Annotated in this window: 17 protein-coding genes; 9 read left to right on the top strand and 8 right to left on the bottom strand. The window is 56.8% G+C overall.

From position 1 onward, the window contains the following. Positions 1-41: 41 nt before the first annotated feature. The 3 genes from lgt to ACUVOF_RS13545 form a co-directional block, all read right to left on the bottom strand. Positions 42-839: a prolipoprotein diacylglyceryl transferase gene (gene lgt, locus ACUVOF_RS13555; protein WP_447044874.1), complete on the bottom strand. Its 798-nt coding sequence runs from the start codon at positions 837-839 to the stop codon at positions 42-44. 96 nt (positions 840-935) lie between these two features. Further along, the gene (locus ACUVOF_RS13550; RefSeq protein WP_447044873.1) at positions 936-1,733 is read right to left on the bottom strand and encodes a sulfite exporter TauE/SafE family protein; all 798 of its coding nucleotides are present in this window, start codon (positions 1,731-1,733) and stop codon (positions 936-938) included. Beyond that, on the bottom strand, positions 1,730-3,007 hold the full coding sequence (locus tag ACUVOF_RS13545) for a response regulator (protein ID WP_447044872.1): 1,278 nt from the start codon (positions 3,005-3,007) through the stop codon (positions 1,730-1,732). The genes ACUVOF_RS13550 and ACUVOF_RS13545 overlap by 4 nt, the downstream gene beginning before the upstream one ends. 216 nt (positions 3,008-3,223) lie before the next feature. On the opposite strand from ACUVOF_RS13545, the gene ACUVOF_RS13540 reads away from it, so the two are divergent. Further along, entirely contained in the window at positions 3,224-4,054 is an 831-nt protein-coding gene (locus ACUVOF_RS13540; protein WP_447044871.1) for an NRDE family protein, read from the top strand. On the opposite strand, the gene ptsP is transcribed toward ACUVOF_RS13540, so the two are convergent. Further along, a complete protein-coding gene (ptsP, locus tag ACUVOF_RS13535; protein WP_447045144.1) occupies positions 4,051-6,312 on the bottom strand; it encodes a phosphoenolpyruvate--protein phosphotransferase in 2,262 nt (753 codons plus the stop codon). The genes ACUVOF_RS13540 and ptsP overlap by 4 nt on opposite strands. Positions 6,313-6,399: 87 nt before the next feature. Further along, entirely contained in the window at positions 6,400-6,891 is a 492-nt protein-coding gene (gene rppH / locus ACUVOF_RS13530) for an RNA pyrophosphohydrolase (protein ID WP_113268330.1), read from the bottom strand. Between the two features lie 207 nt (positions 6,892-7,098). On the opposite strand from rppH, the gene ACUVOF_RS13525 reads away from it, so the two are divergent. Further along, the gene (locus ACUVOF_RS13525) at positions 7,099-7,755 is read left to right on the top strand and encodes a histidinol-phosphatase (RefSeq protein WP_447044870.1); all 657 of its coding nucleotides are present in this window, start codon (positions 7,099-7,101) and stop codon (positions 7,753-7,755) included. A 121-nt stretch (positions 7,756-7,876) separates the two neighbouring features. Here the strand turns inward: ACUVOF_RS13525 and ACUVOF_RS13520 are convergent, their stop codons facing one another. Together ACUVOF_RS13520 and ACUVOF_RS13515 are read right to left on the bottom strand one after the other, a co-directional pair. Further along, positions 7,877-8,110 (bottom strand): hypothetical protein, encoded by a 234-nt coding sequence (locus ACUVOF_RS13520; RefSeq protein WP_447044869.1) that lies wholly within the window; start codon positions 8,108-8,110, stop codon positions 7,877-7,879. Positions 8,111-8,306: 196 nt separating this feature from the next. Continuing rightward, positions 8,307-9,281 (bottom strand): malate dehydrogenase, encoded by a 975-nt coding sequence (locus tag ACUVOF_RS13515; RefSeq protein ID WP_008957639.1) that lies wholly within the window; start codon positions 9,279-9,281, stop codon positions 8,307-8,309. Positions 9,282-9,565: 284 nt separating this feature from the next. On the opposite strand from ACUVOF_RS13515, the gene ACUVOF_RS13510 reads away from it, so the two are divergent. Together ACUVOF_RS13510 and ACUVOF_RS13505 are read left to right on the top strand one after the other, a co-directional pair. Next, positions 9,566-10,687 (top strand): efflux RND transporter periplasmic adaptor subunit, encoded by a 1,122-nt coding sequence (locus ACUVOF_RS13510; protein ID WP_447044868.1) that lies wholly within the window; start codon positions 9,566-9,568, stop codon positions 10,685-10,687. Next, positions 10,671-13,742 carry an efflux RND transporter permease subunit gene (locus ACUVOF_RS13505; RefSeq protein WP_447044867.1) on the top strand — a complete coding sequence of 1,024 codons (3,072 nt, stop codon included), beginning with the start codon at positions 10,671-10,673 and terminating at the stop codon, positions 13,740-13,742. Before ACUVOF_RS13510 ends, ACUVOF_RS13505 begins: the two co-directional genes overlap by 17 nt. Before the next feature lie 60 nt (positions 13,743-13,802). On the opposite strand, the gene rsd is transcribed toward ACUVOF_RS13505, so the two are convergent. Further along, positions 13,803-14,291 (bottom strand): sigma D regulator, encoded by a 489-nt coding sequence (gene rsd, locus ACUVOF_RS13500; protein WP_447044866.1) that lies wholly within the window; start codon positions 14,289-14,291, stop codon positions 13,803-13,805. Between the two features lie 401 nt (positions 14,292-14,692). Between rsd and ACUVOF_RS13495 the strand changes: the two genes are divergently transcribed. Genes ACUVOF_RS13495 through ACUVOF_RS13475 form a run of 5 tightly spaced genes read left to right on the top strand, consistent with a single transcriptional unit; the run spans position 14,693 to position 20,179 of the window. Then, positions 14,693-16,978 (top strand): bifunctional salicylyl-CoA 5-hydroxylase/oxidoreductase, encoded by a 2,286-nt coding sequence (locus ACUVOF_RS13495; RefSeq protein WP_447044865.1) that lies wholly within the window; start codon positions 14,693-14,695, stop codon positions 16,976-16,978. After that, entirely contained in the window at positions 16,975-17,730 is a 756-nt protein-coding gene (locus tag ACUVOF_RS13490) for an SDR family NAD(P)-dependent oxidoreductase (RefSeq protein WP_447044864.1), read from the top strand. The genes ACUVOF_RS13495 and ACUVOF_RS13490 overlap by 4 nt, the downstream gene beginning before the upstream one ends. Then, entirely contained in the window at positions 17,727-18,197 is a 471-nt protein-coding gene (locus ACUVOF_RS13485) for a MarR family winged helix-turn-helix transcriptional regulator (protein WP_113268338.1), read from the top strand. The genes ACUVOF_RS13490 and ACUVOF_RS13485 overlap by 4 nt, the downstream gene beginning before the upstream one ends. A 36-nt stretch (positions 18,198-18,233) precedes the next feature. Next, positions 18,234-19,046, top strand: coding sequence for an enoyl-CoA hydratase family protein (locus ACUVOF_RS13480; RefSeq protein ID WP_447044863.1), 813 nt, complete (start codon positions 18,234-18,236; stop codon positions 19,044-19,046). After that, positions 19,046-20,179 carry an acyl-CoA dehydrogenase family protein gene (locus tag ACUVOF_RS13475; protein WP_447044862.1) on the top strand — a complete coding sequence of 378 codons (1,134 nt, stop codon included), beginning with the start codon at positions 19,046-19,048 and terminating at the stop codon, positions 20,177-20,179. Before ACUVOF_RS13480 ends, ACUVOF_RS13475 begins: the two co-directional genes overlap by 1 nt. The last annotated feature ends 79 nt before the right edge of the window (positions 20,180-20,258 follow it).

Raw genomic sequence — 20,258 nt, 5'->3', positions numbered from 1 at the left:
GATTGCCCTTCTTTTCGACCAGGTAACTAATTATCTATCTATTAGGCGTTTTGAATTTTCACATCCACAGGTTGGGAGCGAGACCAGGCGATGATGATTAGGCCCAACGCGATCATGGGGAGCGTGAGCAGCATGCCCATGGTGACCCAGCCGAAGGCAATAAAACCGATGTGGGCGTCAGGCATGCGAACAAATTCGACCATAAAGCGGAAAACGCCATAGCAAACTAAAAATAGTCCGGACACAAACCCCCGCGATGTTGGCTTGGAAGAAACCCACCAAAGAATGGCGAACAGTACGACACCTTCTAACAAGGCCTCGTAGAGCGCTGAGGGGTGACGTGGCTCAGGCCCCATGCCGGGAAACGGCATGCCCCAGGGCAGTGACGTTACGCGCCCCGGTAACTCGTGATTGATAAAGTTACCGATGCGACCGGCGCCCAACCCAACGGGCACCACCGGAGCGATAAAGTCTGTCAGTGTTAAGAACGCTAGCTGTTTGCGACGGGCGAATATCCAGGCAGCCAGTAAGACACCTAGAAGGCCGCCGTGAAAGCTCATGCCGCCATCCCATACGCGGAAGATCCAGAGCGGGTCGGCCATCCATTGCTCAAGCCCATAGAACAGCGCGTACCCCAAACGCCCACCGGCCACCACCCCGATAGCGCAGTAGAACAGTAAATCGCCGATATCATCATTATTGAGGCCGATGCGCGAAGCACGCCAGCAGCCGAGCCACCAAGCAGCCACAAAACCTACGACATACATAAGACCATACCAATGGACTTGCAGCGGCCCGAGGGAGATAGCCACTGGGTCAATCGTCGGGTAATTAATCATCTACACTCTCTTATCTGACCAAAGGAAGTATGAAAACGCATATTTTTAGCAGGGCAGCCAAAGGCTAAGCCAGCCTAACTTTTGGCTTTTCAAACGTTACGACAGTAAAAAGCGTACCCCTACCACTGTTAGCAATAGCGCAAAGGAGAGCCGTAGCGTATGGGCGGGTAAAATATGGGCAAGTTTAACGCCTAAACGCGCAAAGGGAACGCTGGTGACAACGATGCTGAAAAAAGCAGGCCACATGACGAAGCCCGTTGCCCAGGCAGGCAGCAGCGGATTTCCCCACCCCACCATGATAAACGTTAGTGCTCCGACCAACGCAATCGGCAAGCCGACCGCCGCTGCCGTCCCTACGGCCTGGGTCATGCTGGCCCCGCAGCGTGACAGTAACGGAACCGTCATGGCGCCACCCCCAATCCCAAAGAGCGCCGAAATCATGCCAATCACGCCACCTGCCAAAGCCATTACCCCTTTGCCTAGCGCAACACTGCCGGGCTTGGGCGTTAAACCAAACACCATTTTTGTGGCAATCAATAAAATAAAGAGGCCAAACATGGTTTCCAACAATGTGCCCGACAGGTTATCAGCCACAAACGCCCCGGCGATGGAACCTAAGACTAAGCCTGGCAGCAGTGCGATAAGCCACCCACGGTGAATGCTTCCTCGGCGAAAATGACCCAGCGTCGAAGAGGAGCCAGTCACTAGAATGGTCGCGAGAGAAGTACCGATGGCTAAGTGCATGGTAATTTCCGAGGCGATGTTTTGTAGCTCAAACGCAAACACCAGCACGGGAACGATGATCAGCCCACCCCCCACTCCAAACACACCTGCCATTGTGCCGGCGACGGCACCCAGGGTTAAATAAATGAGTAACGCCGTGACGATAGTCATGCAGGCGGAAGTGCTTTAGCTGTCCCTGGAAACCAGCGAGTAATTATATTGAGAAGGGTTTCGGGCTGGTACGGCTTCGCGAGCAGGTCATCCATGCCAGCCTCTAAACAGGCATCGAGCCTGGCATCATCCGCGTTGGCCGTTAACGCGACCAGCACGCTTTGGCTACCGCCTTGGTGGCGCTCGTATTCACGCCAGCGCCGGGTTGTTTCGAGCCCATCCAGGGTCGGCATGAAGATATCCATAAATACCAGATCGAATAGCGCGCCCTGTTGGCGCTCAAGCGCCTGTTCGCCACTGCTGACACCTTCCACCTGTAGGCCTTGGGTTTCGAGCATCTGGCGCGCCAGCATCAAATTCACAGGGCCATCATCGACAACTAGTATGCGCAAATTACGCTGCGCGTCAGTGCCGCCTTGGCTTATATTTTCCTCAGCACGTTTTTCAGTGCTTTCTGCACTCTGCTGAACGAGATTGGCCAATAACGAACGGATATCCAGTAGGCGCTCGTGCACTTCTGTGACATTTTGGCGACTATTATCGGTAGCCTCTTTGCCAACCATCACATCTAAATGGTCGAGCAAACCGTCTGTTTCACGCTGCAGCAGCGTTAAATAACCCGTCTTTAAACGTGACTCCTCCCGCGCCCTTTCTCGGCCAGCCCTTAAGTGTTTGAGTTGCTGCTGTTGATGCTGGTGCTGATGATGAAGATCATCCAGCAGTGTTTGTTCATGCTCATGCTTTGTATTTTTGCTGGCAGCGCTGCGCCCTTGTGCGTCTTGCAGGCAGTGCTCCATGTGGGCTAACACTTCATTAATGCTAGCCAAACGTTGACTGGGCAGAAGAGTGTCATCGTGGGCATTGGGAAAAGGCTTCTGGAACGGTTCCTGGCACAGCGCTTGAAACTGTTCTTGATACCGTTCTTGATACAGTTCTTGAAACTGTTCTTGAAACTGCTCATGGTATAGCGCTTGAAAAAGTACTTGGCTATGACGCTCTAGTTCGCTCAGCTCATGCGACAAACGGTTATCTTTACGCCGGGCGCGTGCTTTAACCAGCATAAGAAAGGCGCCAGCATTTAAGCTACTACCAACCAGCAATGCCGACATTAGCCAGAGTGTGGTGCTCCATGAGGCGTGACTCGGCGTCATCCACCACACCATAGCGCCAACCATCAAGCACAGTACAACCAATGCTGCTTGCACAAGTAACAGAGGCCACAATAGCGGCCACACAATGGCGTTCCAAAAATGCTCCCTTTGATAGCGTTGCATGTTTTCGCCTTCCTATTGACCGGCATAGCCGCTGAAAATATGACCATTGTTTAAACGCTGCGCAGTTGCCGACAGCCTAACGACTGCCTGTTGCTTACACCGTTTTCTGATATTTTGTGCTACAAACATGATACCGACATCAGTGTACGTCTACGCTTCATTACTGTCATGCTGCTCTTCCGTTGACTATTTCTTCTTTCGCCCAATGAGTTTGTTATGTGCTTGATATCGTTTGCTTGGCTACCCGGCACGCCTACGCCTTTGCGGCTGATGGGTAACCGTGATGAGTTCCATGCGCGCCCCACTGCGCCGCTTGCAGAGTGGCAAGACAACCCAGACATTGTCGGAGGCCGTGATTTAGAGGCCGGTGGCTCGTGGCTAGCGGCCAAGCGGGGTGGCGTCGTTGCAGCGTTAACCAACGTACGTGACCCTCAATTAACCGTACCGCCCGGCGCACCTAGCCGAGGTGAACTGGTTGCTGATGCACTGCAGTGTAACGATATTGAAGCATGGCTAACAACACTTAGCCAAGGCGAAGCATTACGCTACGCAGGTTTTAATTTACTCGTCGCTACGCCACAGCGGCTTTGGCATTTGCACCGTGGCCGCGAGCGTCTAGCCCTCAGCGAGGTGTCTCCCGGCGTTCACGGGTTATCCAATGCCGACCTTAACTCCCCCTGGCCAAAGCTCGTAAATGTGCGTAATGCGCTTGAACAAGGTTTTTTCAATAAAGATTTATCACAAGCAGGCCTTGCGCCACCCGACGCCTTCCCGGCATGGCCTAATGCCGTTCAGCGGGCGATGCAAAACCCACAAGAGGCCGCTATTAAGGCATTGCCAGATACTGGCGTGGGGCTTGAATTGGAACGCCAGCTTTCAGCGGCGTTTATCATCGGCGAGCGTTACGGTACCCGCGCCACGTCGTGGCTGACGTTAGACGCTCAAGGCAAGATCGACATTACTGAACAGCGCTTTGGGCCGCTGGGTCGCTTTGTCGGTGAAACGACCCTAACGCTGCCCAGCGACTCGTTGGAACCGGCGTCTTAATCCCGAGGAGGCATCAGGTGCGACAACTGCCACTCATCCAAGCGTTGATCTAAATGCGCATGCACCTGGGCGGGCGTATCTAACGCCATCACTTCCTTAAGCAATTGCTCGGCATCGCTAAATGGCACCCGGCGGATAGCCGCACGCACCTTGGGTAAGCTCGGCGCGTTCATGGAGAGGCTGGTAAAGCCCATCGCCATAAGCAGCAGCGCACCAGCTGGGTCGCCGGCTAATTCACCGCATAACGAAATGGGCTTATTGAGGCGCGAGGCATCAGCGGCAAGTTCCTGCAGAGCACCGAGTAGCGCCGGGTGCATCGCATCGTAAAGACTCGACACACGGGGGTTGTTGCGATCCACCGCCAGTAAGTACTGCGTGAGATCATTGCTGCCTACTGAGAAGAAGTCGACGCGCTTCGCGAGTGCGTCCATTTGGTAGATGGTGGCCGGCACTTCGATCATCACCCCTACCTTGGGCCGAACGACAGCCCCTCCCTCCTCGCCCAGTTCTAAAATGGCGCGGTCCAGCAGGCGTAAAGCTTCGTCTACTTCTTCTACGTTGGTAATCATCGGGAACAGCACGTAGAGATTATCCAGACCCATTGACGCTTTAAGCATGGCCCGTAGTTGCACCATCAGCACTTCGGGGTGATCCAGCGTCACGCGCATGCCACGCCAACCAAGGAACGGGTTGGCTTCCTCGATGGGGAAATAGGGTAGATCTTTGTCGCCGCCGATATCCAAGGTACGCATGACCACCGGCAGCGGCGCGAAGCCTTCTAGCTGGTCGCGGTAGAGTCGTGTTTGCTCTTTTTCGCCAGGGAAGCGTTCGGTAATCATAAACGGCACTTCGGTTCGGTAGAGCCCCACGCCACCGATACGATTTTTAAGCAGCGCGGTGGCATCTACCGCTAGTCCAGTGTTAACCATAAGCGGCATGGTGTGGCCGTCGGGCGTAGCGCTGGGTAGATCCTGTTCGTGCTCAAGCAATTCGCTGAGCGCTTCTTCTTCGGCGATCAGACTGGCGTACCGGGCTTTGAGTTCAGCCGCGGGGCGAACAAATAAACGCCCCCGGTGGCCATCCAGTACTACCGGTGCGCCACCCAGGCGCGGCAGTGGCAAATCCACCATCCCCAGCACCGTAGGAATCCCCATGGCACGCGCGACAATCGCCACGTGGGATGTGCTGGAGCCACGTACCGAGACGAGCCCTTTGAGCTTATCGCGGGGAACCTCACCCAGCATGGCCACACTGATTTCATCGCCGACCAGAATCGCGCTATCGGGGTAGGTTTCCGGCGTCGAGGGGGTATCTTCTTGCAGGTGCGCCAACACTCGGCGACCCAGGTCACGAATATCGGCTGCCCGCTCACGCAGGTAGTTATCGTCGACCCGTTCCAAATACTGCACGTGGCGTCGGACCACATCAGCAAGGGCGCCCGGCGCCCACTGCCCTTCACGAATACGCTTTTCGACTTCATCGGCCAGCGCTGCTTCGCCAAGCATCTGCTGATAGACATCAAACAGCGCCAGCTCCTGGGCGGAAATGCGGCTCGCCAAACGTTCGGCTGCCGCTCGAATCTCGCTGCGCGTTTTACCAATGGCTTCCTTTAAGCGTGCCACCTCATAATCCTGATCGCTGGGCACCAGGTCGGGCACGCTGTTTAGGTCGGCAGGCGGGGTAATGACCACCGCTTCCCCCATTGCCATGCCGGGCGAAGCGGCAATGCCCTTAAACATCGCCTGCCCACCGGCAAGCGTCGGGCGCAGCAAGTTACCGGTCGCTAATGCGTGGGCCAACACACCCGCCAACTGGGCGGCCATGGTGACCAGAAAGGCTTCGTCTTCGTCGTCGTACTGGCGTTTTTCAGCCTGCTGGACAACCAGCACGCCTAGCATATGGCGCTGGTGGATGATGGGTACGCCCAGGAAGCTGGAGTAGCGCTCTTCGCCTGTAGCTTCGAAATAGCGAAACTGCGGATGTGCCTGGGCATCTTCGAGATTTAAAGGCTCACTGCGTTTGGCGACCAAGCCCACCAGGCCTTCGCCTAACGGCATTACAACGCGCCCAACGGCTTGAGTACGCAGGCCAATGGTTTCCACTAATACCAGCGATTCAAGCTCTTTATCGTAAAGGTAGAAGGAACAGACGTCGGTCTGCATCGCTTTACGAATTCGGCGAACCATCGTAGACAGCGCGGCATCAAGGTTGCGCGCGCCATTCACTTCCTGTATTACCCGGCGCAGCACCTCAAGCATGGACGTTTTACTTTTCACTTTTATTTGCCTCGCTGAGGAATTTCACGGCAGACTGCCCACCCTACCTTATGCATGGGCCAGCCTGCTCTAATCTTCATCCTGTGCCAGGCGCTGAACGCGGGGAGATAACTCTCGCAGTGCGCGCCGATATACCTCTCGCTTAAAAGGCACTACTTGCCCTAGCGGGTACCAGTAGCTCACCCACCGCCACCCATCAAACTCGGGTGTCGGGGTTGCCGTCATGCAGATTTGGCTTTCCTGGCAACGGATTTTAAGTAAAAACCACTTCTGCTTCTGGCCTATACAGACCGGACGCGAATGCGTGCGAATCATGCGTCGTGGCAGACGGTAGCGTAGCCAGCCCCGGGTGCAGGCAACAATATCAACATCGCCGGCAGTTAAGCCGATCTCTTCGTAAAGCTCACGAAAAAGTGCTTGTTGTGGCGTCTCGCTTGCATTGATGCCCCCCTGGGGAAATTGCCACGCATTTTGTCCTACCCGACGCGCCCAAAGCAGTTGCCCCTGGCTATTGGCAATGATAATGCCAACATTGGGGCGAAAGCCGTCAGCGTCGATCACGGACATCACCTTCATAAATTTTCAGTTGTCCCCATTTTTCCACAAGGGTGACAAACGTATCAATACAATATAACGCTAAGTGGTGAATGCTTACTTTGCCTTAGTCTTAGCTTTGGTGGGAATGACATGGCGACTCTGCGATAATCCGCCGCCTAATTAAATGACGTGAATGATAAATTAACCAACATCAACGATAAGGGGAGCGCCGTGAGTCTGGCCATTTTCGATTTGGATAATACGCTGCTATCCATCGACAGCGATCATGCCTGGGGAGAGTTTCTGCTTGAACAAGGGGCAGTCGACCCGATCGCTTACCGAGAAGCCAATGAGCGCTTCATGGCCGATTACAATGCAGGCACCCTGGATATGGCTGCCTTTTTGGAAATGGCGCTTAAACCGTTGGCTGACAATACACCTGAACAGCTTGCTGCTTGGCATCAGCAGTTTATGGTCAGCAAAATCGAGCCTAACATTTTGCCTAAGGCAGAAGAGCTACTGGCCCGCCACCGTACCAAAGGCGACACGCTGCTTATCGTTACCGCCACTAACCTCTTTATTACCGCGCCGATTGCCGAGCGTCTGGGTGTCGATCATCTAATTGCCGTTGAGCCCGAACGCATTGACGGCCGTTACACAGGACGCGTTTCCGGCACACCCAGCTACCGTGAAGGCAAAGTCACCCGCCTTGAACAGTGGCTGCACGATCAAGACCTAACAATGGAGGGTGCTTGGTTCTATAGCGACTCCCACAATGATTTGCCGCTTTTAGAAATCGTCGAACACCCCGTGGCCGTCGACCCCGATGATACCCTGCGCAAAGTAGCCGAAGAGCGCCAATGGCGGATTATGAGTTTGCGGAATTGAGGTGAGTGGTGAGTGGTGAGTGGTGAGTGGTGAGTGGTGAGTGGTGAGTGGTGAGTGGTGAGTGGTTGGAGTGTAGTAACAAGTTAGGTGAAAGGAACGAATAAAGATGAGTAAAAAGTAATTACCACTCATCCCTCAAGCTCCTCTGGTATTTGACTCCGTCATGAGCGGTAAGGGAGGGTGCTTTTATAGAGGTGAAATCAATGCCAACTTCCTTAACAGCGGAACTGAACTCCTCTGTTGTATTTTCATATAGCACCACGATTCGGGCATGTCTGTTCTTTAAATGCGCATATTCATCGGGGATTTTAACTACCCCATTCTGAATATCAGCCTCAAATTCAATCGCATGCATTTTATCCTCCTTACAACTAAATAGCTTACCTCGCCATTTGACACTCTTTCTGTCGAAAATTCGAGTAACTAACGAACTAACTTTTAACCCCGGCACCGCTGCGCGCTACTAAAGCACACAATAAAAAAACCCCACAAGCTAAGCTTGCGGGGTTTGGCGTTGACTAGCGCTCATGTTAAAGCGTTAGTGGGCGCATTTAGCCGAGCAGGTGCTCGACGGCTGCACGCTCTTCGCGTAGTTCTTTCTCGGTGGCTTTCATCTTCTCTTGGCTGAATTCGTCAATTTCGAAGCCTTGAACGATTTCATACTTGCCACCCTGGCAACGCACGGGGTAGGAGTAGATGATGCCTTCTTCGATACCGTAGCTGCCGTCAGACGGAATCGCCATGCTGACGATGCCTTTGGAACCCAGCGCCCAGTCGTGCATGTGGTCGATGGCAGAAGAGGCAGCCGACGCGGCAGAAGAAGCGCCACGTGCTTTAATGATTGCCGCACCGCGCTGCTGCACGGTGGGGATAAAGTCGTTTTCGTACCAGTCACGCTCAACCAGATCGAACGCTGCTTTGCCGTCGACTTTGCACTGGGCCAGATCCGGGTACTGGGTGGCACTGTGGTTGCCCCAGATGATCATGTTTTCGACGTCAGTGACGTGCTTGCCGGTTTTCTGAGCTAATTGCGTCAGTGCGCGGTTGTGGTCCAAACGCGTCATGGCGGTGAACTGGCCAGCGTCCAGATCAGGCGCGTTGCAAGAGGCAATCAGCGCATTGGTGTTGGCCGGATTACCTACCACCAGCACTTTTACGTCACGGCTAGCGTGATCGTTCAGCGCTTTACCTTGCACGGAGAAGATCGCTGCGTTGGCTTCCAGCAGGTCTTTACGCTCCATACCCGGACCACGCGGACGTGCACCGACCAGCAGGGCGAAGTCGGCATCTTTAAACGCGACGTTCGGGTCGTCGGTCGCGACGATGTCTTGTACCAGCGGGAAGGCACAGTCATTGACTTCCATTACCACGCCGTTCAGGGCGTCCATTGCCTGGGGAATTTCCAGAAGCTGGAGAATGACAGGCTGATCCGGCCCCAACATGTCGCCAGCGGCGATGCGGAAAATAAGAGAGTAGCTGATCTGACCGGCACCGCCGGTAATCGCAATACGTACTGGATCTTTCATCATTGCTCCTTGATAGGTTCGCCTAGGGATGGTTCTCGCCTGAGGAGTGGCTCAACAGAACTCAAGACGCAAAGATGGTATGCCCAGTCGGGCAAAAACTCAATCAGACAAGAGACTACTATCTACTAACCTACTCTCTATCAATATTCTGGCCATTTACCACACTTACCCTTCTCGCTGCGGCCTGACCCTCGCTGAAAAGGCCGAGTTGCGCTATGGTGTCAACGGTTCTAAGCCCTCCTTTCTTATTTTGCTAATCGTTTTGCTAAGGACATGGACACTCCATGCGGAAAATCCCTTTCTCTTATGCCTTGGCTAGCCTCCTGGTGCTGGCCCTGGTGATATGGCTCGCTTTTGGCAATTTTCAGCGCTTTCAAACCACGCCCCCAGACGCCACCGCCCGAAACGAAGTGGGCTCACGGGTTGAAGTGGTAGAGCAATTGAGTACCGCCTTTATTCCTGAACAAATTGTGCAGGGCCAGCTCACCGCTCAGCGCGAAACGACCTTACGCGCCAACGTCGCGGGCTTTGTGGAAGAAAAGCCGGTGGCCCAAGGCAGCCGCGTTGAAGCGGGCGATACGCTGTTAGTATTGGATAACAACGCCCTGCCCGAGCAACTACAACAAGCGCGTGATGAACTTGCCGTGGCCGAAGCGGAGTATTCTGGTGCGCGCAACCTTCGCCAGCGTGAATTAATTTCGCAGCCGGAATTATTACGTCTGCAGAGTGCGCTAAGCGCCAGTGCCGCTTCCGTGGCCCAGTTGCAGAAACAGTTGGAAGACAGCCGCCCCACTGCCCCTTTTGATGGCGTGCTGAACCGCGTTGAAGTAGAGCTAGGCGACCTGCTGCAGCCCGGCGAGGAATGGGGCCAGCTAGTCGACGACCGCCGTTTAAAAGGTGTGGCTTGGGTTTCTCAGCAGCAGGTGGGCGATTTAAGCGTAGGGCTGCCGGTCACCGCTCGGCTATTGAATGGCGACCAACTCGAAGGTGAACTGACCTTTATCAGCCATCGTGCAGAAGAAGCCACGCGTAGCTTTTATATCGAGGCCACGCTTGATAACCCGGCCGGCAAACGCTTAGCGGGTGGCAGTGCGGAGCTGACGATTACCCTACCGCCCCGCCAAGTGCACTCACTTTCGCCAGCGCTGCTCAGCCTAAACAGCGAAGGCCAACTGGCCGTCAAGCACCTGGATGAGAATGATCAAGTTCAACAGACCGCCGTGGAGCTGGTGAGCGCCGATATTCAGCGCGCCTATGTCACCGGACTCCCCGACCCGCTGCGCCTGATTACGCTGGGCGCGGGGATGGTAGACGTCGGCGAAACGGTGACGCCGGTGCCTACAGAAGAGCCCTCTATTTCACAACCACCGAGCGGACAGGATAGCGTTCATGCGCCAGTTGATTAATGCGGCGCTCGCCCACACCCGGACCACGCTGCTGCTGTTAGTGAGCCTGCTACTGGCAGGCATCACTGCTTGGCAGATGATTCCTAAAGAAGCCAACCCCGACGTCACCATACCAATGATTTATGTCTCGCTGTCGCTTGAGGGCGTAAGCCCCGAAGATGGCGAGCGGTTGCTGATTCGCCCCATGGAGCAGGAATTGCGCGGGATTGAAGGGCTGCGTAAGTTTACCGCCCAATCAAGCGAAGGGCATGGCTCGATTACGCTGGAATTCGATCCTGGCTTCGACCCCGATACCGCGCTGACCGACGTACGCGATCGGGTGGACATTGCCCGAAGCGAGTTGCCTGACGAGGCTGATGAGCCGCGGGTGATGGAGGTCAACGTGTCGGAGTTTCCGGTGTTGACCATTGGTCTGTCAGGACAGCTGGATACCCGTGAACGCATGACGATTGCTCGGCGTTTGCAGGAAGAAATTGAAGGCATCGCCGATGTGCTGGAAGTCGATATTGCCGGAGAGCGGGAAGACCTGCTGGAAATCGTTGTGGACCCGCTGGTGCTCGAGAGCTACGGGGTTGATTTCGATGCGCTGTTTAATCAGGTGTCGCGCAATAATCGCTTGGTTGCCGCCGGCAGTTTGGATACCGGCGCGGGGCGGTTGGCTTTAAAAGTCCCCGGCATTATTGAGTCCCTTGAGGATGTCATGAACATGCCGGTCAAGGTGGATGAAGATCGCGTCGTCACCTTTGGCGATGTGGCGTGGATTCACCCCACCTATAAAGAGCCGGAAGGCTTCGCCCGCATTGACGGCCAACCCGCCGTGGTGCTGGAAATTTCCAAGCGTGCCGGGGCCAATATCATCGCCACCATTGACGCGGTGCGCGAGCAATTAGCGGAAGCCGATGACCTGCTCCCCGAACAACTGCGTTTCACCACCATTCTGGATGAATCGACCACCGTTGAAAACATGCTCTCCGAGCTATTAAACAACGTACTGACCGCTGTGGTGCTGGTGCTGATTGTCGTGGTGGCGGTCATGGGCTGGCGGATGGCGCTGCTGGTCGGCCTGACTATTCCCGGCGCTTTCTTAACCGGCGTTCTGCTCATCTGGGCGTTTGGGTTTACGCTCAATATCGTGGTGCTGTTTGGGCTGATCTTAGTGGCGGGCATGCTGGTGGACGGTGCCATTGTGGTCAGTGAGCTTGCCGACCGCCATCTGCGCGATGGCCAAACATCTCACAAAGCGTGGCTTAATGCCGCTTCGCGCATGAGCTGGCCGGTCATTGCCTCTACCGCCACCACACTGGCGGTTTTTCTTCCGCTGCTGTTCTGGCCCGGCGTGGTAGGCCAGTTTATGAAGTACCTGCCCGCGACAGTGATTTTGTGCCTGCTGGCGTCGCTAGCCATGGCGCTGGTATTTCTCCCCACCCTGGGGCGTTTGTTTACCCGCCCAGCCGTACAACAGACCGACGCTAAGCATGACGAATCGACTACCTCGTTCGGGCGTGGCTACCGCCATGTGCTGGCTAGATTGCTCAAGCACCCCGCTTGGGTACTGCTGGTGACGATACTGTTAATGGCGCTGCTGTATACCGGCTACGCCCGCTTTAACCACGGCATCGATTTTTTCCCCAATGTGGAGCCTGACAGCGCCCAGGTGCTGGTGCGCGCCCGGGGCGATTTTTCAGCGGAAGAGACCGATGCCATTGTACAGCGGGTAGAAGCTAAATTATCCGGCATGAGCGAAGTGAGAGCGCTGTATGCGCGCTCCTTTGCAGTCCCCAACGAGCAGATGGGCAACGATGTGATCGGCATGCTGCAGTTCCAGTTTATCGATTGGTATGAGCGCCGCCCTGCCCAGGCAATCCTGGCTGATATGGCGGAGCGTGCGGAAGATATTCCCGGCATTACGCTGGAATTTCAGGAGCAGGAGATGGGGCCCGGCGGCGGCAAGCCGATCGTGCTTGAAGTCAGTGCCACCAACCCCGACGTGGCCGATGCAGGGGTTAACCAACTGACCCAATTGATGCGCGAACTGGGCGGTTTTACCGACATTCAGGATAATCGCAGCCTGCCCGGCGTCGAGTGGCAGGTTAATGTCGATCGCGAAGCCGCTGCACGCATGGGGACCGACGTGACGACCATTGGTAGTGCGGTTCAGTTGCTCACTACCGGGCTTCAAGTGGCGAGCTATCGGCCACCCGAAGTCAGTGATGAGGTGGATATCCGCGTGCGCCTGCCGCAAAACTGGCGCTCGCTCAATCAGCTTGAACGCTTGACCATCAATACCCAGCGGGGCCAGGTGCCGATTTCACATTTTGTAACCCTTGAACCGGCACCGAAAGTGGGCACCCTTAACCGTATCGATGGCCGCCGGGCGATTACCATTGATGCAGATCTCGCCCCTGGCTATCTAGCCGACGAGCGCCTGCGTGCGCTACTGGCAGCAGGCAGCGACAGCCTGCCTGACGGCTTGATGGTCAACGTGGCAGGCGAGCAGGAGGATCAGCAGGAATCAATGCAGTTCCTGGCCAGCGCCTTCATGATTGCGATCGGTTTGATGGCGCTGATTCTAGTTACCCAGTTCAACAGTTTCTACCAGGCAGGGCTGGTACTGTCGGCGATTGTGTTCTCCACGGCGGGGGTATTAATGGGGCTGCTAATTACCGGTCAGGCCTTCGGTATTGTCATGGTGGGAATGGGCGTGATTGCTTTGGCGGGGATCGTGGTCAACAACAACATTGTCTTGATCGATACCTACAACGAGCTGCGCGGAGAAGGCATGACGCCCGGCGAGGCGGCGCTGGAAGCCGGCTGCTTGCGCCTGCGCCCGGTGTTATTGACGGCGATTACCACGGTACTGGGGCTAATGCCGATGGTGCTGGGCATCAATGTCGATCTCTTCTCCCCTGCACTCGGCTTCAACGCGCCCTCTGCCCAGTGGTGGACGCAGATGTCGAGCGCCATCGCCGGTGGACTGACCTTCGCCACCGCGCTCACCCTGCTGCTCACGCCCTGTATGTTGGTCATTGGCGGGAAATTACGGCGCAGAGGGTGAAGGATGCCGCAAAAAAAGCGCCGGAAACGGCGCTTTTAGACGTTTTTAAACCTTCGAAAACTAAGCGGGTGCTTTGGCGTTCTGCGGGCTGTGCGCGGCGTGTAAGCGCGCGATGAGCTGGTCTTCCAGCGCGAAGCGTTCGGTAAGGCCGCGTGCCAAGCGGTCGATCCAGGCAGGCAGGCGAGCGATATTTTCTTCGCAGCTGAGCGTAGTGCCGAAGTCAGTATCAAACTCCAACACCATTTCGGTAGACATTTCTAAACGCTCAAGTAACTTTTCTGCGATAACGAGCGCTCCCTCATCGCCAAAGGCCTGCGCTTCTTCCGACAGCTGAGGATAAATTTCAAAATGGCCTGCACTGATGTAGTCCATCAACAGCTCGCTGAAAGTATCGATAGGCGCCTTGCTCACGGCTTCCAGTTCAGCGTCGCACGCTTCTTTCAGTTCGATGAAGCTTACCAGTAGCTGTCGACGCTGATCCAGCCAGCGGTCGATTAGAGTGTGCACGCCTCCCCAGCGCTCCAGGGCATTTTTGCAATCTTCGAGCATGGGGCTCTCTCCTTAATTCACCCTTTTGACAACTGTCTGCATTAATTGCTGACAGCGTTAACTATTATCAGTCACGCAGAACTATGACACGCAGAACTGTGAATAGGCTTAGAGTCGCGTTTCCCACTACCCCTGTCAATCCTGACAAGTACGGTTTCCATGGTACTAAATGCTCATTACTTATAACTCTTTCTTCTAGGACGGATAAGCAGGGTTCTCAAGACACAGACGCGCCATTCGCTTAGCGCCATAGGTGTTCTCATCTTCCGCCTACCATTGCGAGCAAAGCCGCATAACCAGCACATTCAAAATATATTTTAAACTTAAACAATTTAAGCTTGAATTTTATTATCCCCTCTCCTATCTTCAGTAAAGCGTAAGGTTTCCCACGGAGAACAAAAATGAGAATCGCCTGCCTGGGCGGAGGGCCTGCCGGCCTTTATTTCGCCATTAGCATGAAACTGCAGGACCCTTCCCATGAGATCGTAGTATTTGAACGCAACCGGGCAGACGATACCTTCGGCTGGGGCGTGGTCCTGTCCGACGAGACCCTGGACAACCTAGCGGCCAATGACCCGGTCAGTGCAGAGCGCATTCGTGAGCATTTCGCCTACTGGGACGACATTGCCGTGGTACATAACGGCGTCAAAACCGTGTCGACCGGCCACGGCTTCTGCGGCATTGGCCGCCGCCAACTGTTGATTCTGCTCCAGGAGCGCGCCCGGGAACTGGGTGTGGAAATGCGCTTTGAAAGCGATGTCCAGGAGGCCAGCATCGATGAGTACCGGCGCGAGTTCGATATGGTGCTCGCCGCCGATGGCTTGAACTCCCGCGCTCGCCAAACCTATGCCGAGCACTTCAAACCCGATATTGATGTACGCGCCTGCAAGTTCGTCTGGCTGGGTACGCACCAGACCTTTAACGACGCCTTCACCTTTATTTTCGAGAAGACCGAGCATGGCTGGGTGTGGGCCCACGCCTATCAGTTCGATAAGGACACTGCGACCTTTATCGTCGAGTGTAGCGAGGCGACCTGGCAGGCATTCGGTTTCGGCGAGCTGAACCAGCAGGACTCCATTGCGATCTGCGAGCGCATCTTTGCCAAACACCTGGGCGGCCATGCGCTGATGACTAATGCCAACCACATACGCGGTTCGGCGTGGATCAACTTCCCCCGGGTACTCTGCGAGCGCTGGAGCTTCGATAACGTGGTGCTGATGGGCGACGCCGCCGCGACGGCACACTTCTCGATTGGCTCGGGCACCAAGCTGGCCCTGGAAAGCGCTATTGCCCTGGCTAACTACATGCACAGTGAACCCACCAAGGCGGAGGCCTTCGCCCGCTACGAAGAAGAACGCCGCTTCGAGGTATTACGCCTGCAGTCTGCGGCGCGCAACTCCACCGAGTGGTTCGAGCAGGTGGAGCGCTATCTGGATCTGGACCCGGTGCAGTTCAACTATTCCTTACTCACCCGTTCCCAGCGCATCAGTCACGAAAACCTGCGGGTGCGCGACCCACAGTGGCTGGAGAGTGCCGAACGCTGGTTCCAGACCCAAGCGGGCAATCCTGGCAGCGCCCGCGCGCCGATGTTTGCGCCTTACCAGCTGCGTGATATGACGCTGGTTAATCGTGTGGTGGTCTCCCCCATGGCGCAGTACAAAGCCGTCGATGGCTGCCCGACCGATTGGCACTTCAGCCACTACGCCGAACGCGCCAAAGGCGGCGCAAGCCTGGTGTATACCGAGATGACCTGCGTCAGCCCCAGTGGGCGAATTACCCCCGGCTGCCCTGGCCTGTACACGCCGGAACATGAAGCCGCTTGGAAGCGTTTATGTGATTTCGTACACGCAGAAACCCCGGCCAAGCTGTGTGCCCAAATTGGCCACTCCGGCCCGAAAGGCTCTACCCAGCTTGGCTGGCAGGAGATGGATGCCCCGCTGGCCGAGGGCAACTGGCCGATAATGGCAGCGTCTAATGTGGCCTGGTCAGCGCGCAACCAGGCACCCAAAACGATGGATCGCGACGATATGGACCGGGTGCGCGACGAGTTCGTGAGTGCCGCGCAAATGGCCGACCGCGCCGGTTTCGACATGATCGAGATTCACGCCGCCCACGGCTATCTGCTCTCTTCGTTCATTACCCCACTGACCAACCACCGTGACGATGAGTATGGCGGCTCGCTGGACAACCGGCTGCGCTATCCGTTGGAGGTGATCAACGCCGTGCGCCGCGTTTGGCCTGCCCATAAACCGCTTTCGGTGCGTATTTCCGCTAACGACTGGCGCGATGATGAAGGCATCACCCCTGACGATGCGGTCGAAATCGCCAAACGGCTACGCGATGCGGAGGTGGATATCGTCGATGTCTCTGCCGGGCAAACCTCGACACAAGCTAAACCGGTCTATGGGCGGATGTTCCAGACCCCCTTCTCTGACCGGATTCGTAACGAAGCATCGATTGCCACCATGGCGGTGGGCAATATCTATCAGGCCGACCATGTGAACTCGATTTTAATGGCGGGGCGCGCCGACCTGGTGTGTATCGCCCGCCCGCACCTTGCCGACCCTTACTGGCTGCTGCACGTGGCCGCCGGGCTGGGGGATCGCGAGGTGGCATGGCCCGCGCCCTACCGGGCCGGGGCCGATCAGTTGCAACGCTTGGCTGAGCGTGGCGAGGGTTGGGTATGACGCTGCCTGCTAACAACTTGACCGGCAAGCGCGCCGTGATCACTGGCGGCGGCAGCGGTATCGGCGCCGATATGGCCCTGGCCTTTGCCCAGGCGGGCGCCGAGGTCATCATTACCGGCCGCCGGGAGGCTGCCCTGCAAGCGGTCGCCGAGCAGCACCACGGCATCCATATCGCCGCGGTGGATGTCACCGACGAAGCCGCCATGGTGGCGCTTTTCGAGAAGGTCGGCAGTGTGGATATCGTGATCGCCAACGCCGGGGCGGCTGAGAGCGCCCCTTTTGCCAAGACCTCTTTTGAGCAGTGGCAGCACATGCTGAACATCAACCTCGGCGGGGTGTTTCTGACCCTGCGTGAAGGGCTGAAACAGTTGAACGACGGCGGCCGATTGATTGCCGTGGCTTCCACGGCTGGCCTGAAGGGCTACGCCTACGTGGGTGCTTACTGCGCGGCTAAACACGGCGTGGTGGGGCTGGTGCGTTCTCTGGCGGCTGAAACCGCCACCCGCAACCTGACCGTCAATGCGCTCTGCCCCGGCTTTACCGATACGCCGCTGCTGTCCGCCAGCGTCGACAATATCGTGGCCAAGACGGGTCAGTCCGCCGAGCAGGCCACCGCCCATTTCCAAGCCACCAACCCCACCGGACGCTTAGTCACTCCCGCGGAGGTCACCGCGACGGCCCTATGGCTGTGCGGCCCGAACAGCGGCGCCATCAACGGCCAGGCGATTTCCATTTCAGGGGGTGAAGTATGAAAGCTGGAAATGTAGAGAAAAACAGCTTGAGCAAGGAGCGCCTGCGCTTATGGCTGCGCATGCTGCGGGTGACCCGCCAGGTGGAGTCCGAGCTGCGCGAACGCCTGCGCACCGAGCATGACTCCACGCTCCCCCGCTTTGATGTCATGGCCGCCCTGTACGCCAGTGAGGAGGGGCTGAAGATGAACGAGCTCTCCAAGCGGCTGCGGGTTTCCAACGGCAACGTCACCGGCATTATCGATCGTTTGGTGGAAGATGGCGCCGTGGAGCGCATTGCCATTGAAGGCGACCGGCGCGCCACGCGGGTCTGCTTAACCAGCGCCGGTCGCGAAAGCTTCCGTGCCATGGCCGTTGAGCATGAGCGCTGGATCAACGCGCTGTTCGAAGGGGTAACCGAAGAGGATGCCCATCATATCGGCGAGCTGCTCCACCGCTTGCCGGCTGCTATTACTCACGACGCCACCTAACGACCGTCTTTCTTATCACTGGCTGCGAGAACAAAAATGAAGAGCATGGCTGACTTGGCCCCTGAGCACTTTATCTGTGAGATGCGCGGTGACGTCGCCGTTATCCGGTTGAATCGCCCAGAGCGCAAGAATCCGCTGACATTCGAGAGCTATGCCGAACTGCGCGATACCTTTCGTGACCTGGCGTATGCCTCAGATGTGCACGCCGTAGTGTTCACTTCCAACGGCGATAACTTCTGCTCCGGCGGCGACGTGCATGAAATCATCGGCCCCCTGGTGGGCAAAGATATGAAGGGGCTGCTCGAGTTCACCCGCATGACCGGGGATCTGGTCAAGGCGATGCTGAATTGCGGCAAACCGATCATTGCCGCCGTCGACGGCATTTGCGTTGGCGCCGGAGCGATCATTGCCATGTCGTCGGATATTCGCTTCGCCACGCCCCGTGCCAGCACGGCCTTCCTGTTTACCCGTGTGGGCCTGGCGGGCTGTGATATGGGCGCCTGCGCGATACTGCCGCGCATTATCGGCCAGGGCCGCGCCGCTGATCTGCTCTACAGCGGGCGTAGCATGAGTGCCGAAGAGGGCTTCCAATGGGGCTTCTACAACCGCGTGGTCGAACCAGACTCACTGGAAGAAGACGCCATTGCCTACGCCACCCGCTTGGCCCAGGGCCCGACCTTTGGCCACAGCATTACCAAGACCCAGTTAAACCAGGAATGGTCGATGAGCCTGGAGCAGGCGATCGAATCGGAAGCCCAGGCCCAGGCGATCTGCATGCAGACCAACGATTTCGAGCGCGCCTACCACGCCTTCGTAGCCAAACAAAAACCTGAGTTTAAGGGGGACTGATGAGCGACAAACGTTTTCTGGAGTGGCCCTTCTTTGAGGCCCAGCACCGCGAACTTTCCGAGCAGTTGGAAGCGTGGTGTCGCGCTGAGCTGCCCCGCGACCACAGCGATGTGGATGCGACCTGCATTCAACTGGTACGCGATTTAGGCAAGGCCGGGTTTCTGGAAGGCACGGCGGGCGAGCATATCGATGTGCGCAGCCTGTGTCTGATTCGCGAAACCCTGGCCCGCCATGATGGCCTGGCCGACTTTGCGTTTGCCATGCAGGGGCTGGGCACCGGCGCCATCAGCCTCTATGGCAGCGACGAGCAGAAGCAGTGGCTGGACAAAACCCGTCGTGGCGAAGCACTTTCGGCCTTTGCCCTGAGCGAGCCACGCTCCGGCTCCGATGTGGCGCAACTGGATACCACCGCCGAGCGCGATGGTGATAGCTACCGTTTGAATGGTGAAAAGACCTGGATCTCCAACGGCGGCATCGCCGATACCTATACGGTCTTCGCCCGTACCGGCGAAGGCCCCGGTGCCAAGGGGCTGTCGGTCTTTTTAGTGCCCGCCGACACGCCGGGACTGGAAATTCGTGAACGTCTGGAGTCGGTGGCACCTCACCCACTGGCGCGGCTGGGCTTCAACGACATGGTGCTGCCTGCCAGCGCGCTGATCGGCAAGCCAGGGCAAGGCTTCAGGATTGCCATGTCGGTGCTGGACGTTTTCCGCTCCACCGTCGGCGCGGCAGCCCTGGGCTTCGCCCGCCGGGCGCTGGAGGAGTCGCTCTCCCGCAGCCGATCTCGCGAACTGTTTGGCGCCACGCTATCCGACCTACAAATGGTGCAGGGCCACCTCGCGGATATGGCGCTCAATGTGGATGCCGCCGCCCTGCTGGTTTATCGCGCTGCCTGGACAAAAGATCAAGGCGCTGAGCGGGTGACCCGTGAAGCGGCAATGGCCAAGCTGTTTGCCACTGATCAGGCCCAGCAGGTCATTGACCAGGCGGTACAGCTTCACGGCGGCGATGGCGTTCGCAAGGGCCATATTATCGAAAGTCTCTACCGGGAAATCCGCGCGCTGCGTATTTATGAAGGTGCTTCGGACGTCCAGAAAGTCGTCATTGCCCGCAGCATGCTCGCGGAAGAGTAAGCAGCACTAAGCCGTAAAGACCTAAAAACAACAAAACACAACGCCAGACACCGTATCCCTGCCCGCGCTTCATTTGAGG

The organism is Vreelandella sp. H-I2 (assembly GCF_052959335.1).
This window is presented reverse-complemented; position numbering and strand designations above follow the sequence as displayed.

Coding starts and splice junctions, on each gene's coding strand:
- lgt (WP_447044874.1), bottom strand. CDS start 839: ATGATTAATTACCCGACGATTGACCCAGTGGCTATCTCCCTCGGGCCG.
- ACUVOF_RS13550 (WP_447044873.1), bottom strand. CDS start 1,733: ATGACTATCGTCACGGCGTTACTCATTTATTTAACCCTGGGTGCCGTC.
- ACUVOF_RS13545 (WP_447044872.1), bottom strand. CDS start 3,007: ATGCAACGCTATCAAAGGGAGCATTTTTGGAACGCCATTGTGTGGCCG.
- ACUVOF_RS13540 (WP_447044871.1), top strand. CDS start 3,224: ATGTGCTTGATATCGTTTGCTTGGCTACCCGGCACGCCTACGCCTTTG.
- ptsP (WP_447045144.1), bottom strand. CDS start 6,312: ATGCTTGAGGTGCTGCGCCGGGTAATACAGGAAGTGAATGGCGCGCGC.
- ACUVOF_RS13520 (WP_447044869.1), bottom strand. CDS start 8,110: ATGCATGCGATTGAATTTGAGGCTGATATTCAGAATGGGGTAGTTAAA.
- ACUVOF_RS13515 (WP_008957639.1), bottom strand. CDS start 9,281: ATGAAAGATCCAGTACGTATTGCGATTACCGGCGGTGCCGGTCAGATC.
- ACUVOF_RS13510 (WP_447044868.1), top strand. CDS start 9,566: ATGCGGAAAATCCCTTTCTCTTATGCCTTGGCTAGCCTCCTGGTGCTG.
- ACUVOF_RS13505 (WP_447044867.1), top strand. CDS start 10,671: ATGCGCCAGTTGATTAATGCGGCGCTCGCCCACACCCGGACCACGCTG.
- rsd (WP_447044866.1), bottom strand. CDS start 14,291: ATGCTCGAAGATTGCAAAAATGCCCTGGAGCGCTGGGGAGGCGTGCAC.
- ACUVOF_RS13495 (WP_447044865.1), top strand. CDS start 14,693: ATGAGAATCGCCTGCCTGGGCGGAGGGCCTGCCGGCCTTTATTTCGCC.
- ACUVOF_RS13490 (WP_447044864.1), top strand. CDS start 16,975: ATGACGCTGCCTGCTAACAACTTGACCGGCAAGCGCGCCGTGATCACT.
- ACUVOF_RS13485 (WP_113268338.1), top strand. CDS start 17,727: ATGAAAGCTGGAAATGTAGAGAAAAACAGCTTGAGCAAGGAGCGCCTG.
- ACUVOF_RS13480 (WP_447044863.1), top strand. CDS start 18,234: ATGAAGAGCATGGCTGACTTGGCCCCTGAGCACTTTATCTGTGAGATG.
- ACUVOF_RS13475 (WP_447044862.1), top strand. CDS start 19,046: ATGAGCGACAAACGTTTTCTGGAGTGGCCCTTCTTTGAGGCCCAGCAC.